The sequence below is a fragment of the Streptococcus intestinihominis genome (genome assembly GCF_046824975.1).
Taxonomy (GTDB): Bacteria; Bacillota; Bacilli; order Lactobacillales; family Streptococcaceae; genus Streptococcus.
The window spans coordinates 296,678-298,277 of sequence record NZ_JBKQBL010000003.1; the positions used below are offsets into that span (position 1 = coordinate 296,678).

Annotated in this window: 1 protein-coding gene; it reads right to left on the reverse strand. The window is 43.4% G+C overall.

The window, feature by feature from the left end:
• Window positions 1-284 precede the first annotated feature (284 nt).
• Window positions 285-1,600: cache domain-containing sensor histidine kinase (locus ACLOR3_RS06675; protein ID WP_412037089.1), on the reverse strand; the 1,316-nt coding region annotated here is incomplete at its 5' end.

Here is a 1,600-nt window from a genome sequence, read left to right on the forward strand (position 1 = left end):
TAAAAAGTCTGACGATTTAATTTACCTTTTCTTGCTGTCACATTATAAAAAGCAGGCTTTGAAAAAAGCCTGCTCAGATGGAAAATAAAGTCTTCTGAAAAACTTTCCTTAGGTGAGTACGGACGTCAGCGAACTTCGTAGAAGTTCCATGACTAATTATTGAGCCTAAGGTCTCAATAATTCCGTGTGCCTGAAACAATTGCGTTTCAGGCACTTTTCTCACGGCGGAAAGTTTTTTAGATGACTTCGTTTTCAATCTAAAACAAAGAAGGCAATCTTTGTCTCTATGAATATTCATTGCCGGATGGAAGAGGCAAATAAAGAGTGATTTTCGTATAGCTATTGGCCTTAGAATCAATCTCCATATGATAGGCTTCGCCAAATTGAAGATGCAATCGTTGGTCAACATTTTTCAAGCCAACACCTCCTAAACGAAGAAGGGTTTGGTCTGTTGACTCTGATTGGTCAAACCCTCGTCCATTGTCAAAAATCGATACGCAGGCGGAGTCTCCACTGACTTCAGTCGTCACTCGAATGAGACCTGGCCGATCGATCTCTTTAATGCCATGGTAAATCGCATTTTCCACTAAGGGTTGAAGCACTAATTTGGGGAGCTGATAGTCGCCCAACCGTTCATCTTCTAGAATTTCATAATTGAGCTTTTCACCATAACGTTGCTTCTGAATGAAAAGATACTGGCGTACATGGTCAATTTCATCTCTCAGTAGGATTTGTTCCTGGCCTTGGTTGAGAGCCAGTCGAAAATATTGAGCCAGAGATTTGGTGATATCGACTACGCGCCGACTATCATTAAACTCCGCCATCCAGACAATCGTATCCAAGGTATTATAGAGGAAATGCGGATTAATCTGAGCCGAAAGTGCCCGCAACTCGTAACGCCGTGCGTTCTGCTCCTCTTCCTTGACCTGTTGCATGAGGTTATCGATTTGGTCCAACATGGCATTAAAAGCTTGAGCAAGGTCCACCAATTCTGGAGATCCTTTGGCTGCAGCTCTCACGTGAGCATCTCCTGCTCCAATCCTCAAAATGATAGTCTGAAGGTCTCGTAAGGGTTTGATCCACAAACGCAGAACAAAGCCAATCCCTATTAAACACATAATCAAAGCTAGCAATCCTAGGCCAATGAAAGAGTACAGGAGCTGCGACTGAAGCATCTGAAGCCCTTCAAGCGAAGCCACTCCAATCAAGGTCCAATCACTATTTGGAATCGGAACCTGATAGATAAAATTCTGCCCTCCTTTTGCATAGCCATCCTTCACAGCAATATAGGGCTGCATGGCCTGCATTTCTTGGCTAGAGGAATAGACCGCCTTTTTAGGATGGTAGACAAACTCATGCTTTTGATTAATGATAAAACTAAAGCCTTGCTTCCCTAGTTGAAGGTGATCCAAGTAAGCCTGAAGGCTATCGTAGCCAATATCCAAGCGTACTACTCCGAGATTTTGACCAGTCTGATCGACCACTTCTTGGGTAATAGAAACCACCCATTTTTCTTTTTCCGAGGTCAAGGATTCCTTTCGAGCTGGCGTCAAGACCGGCATGGCTCTTTCCTTAATCGCCTCTTGATACCAACTTTCAT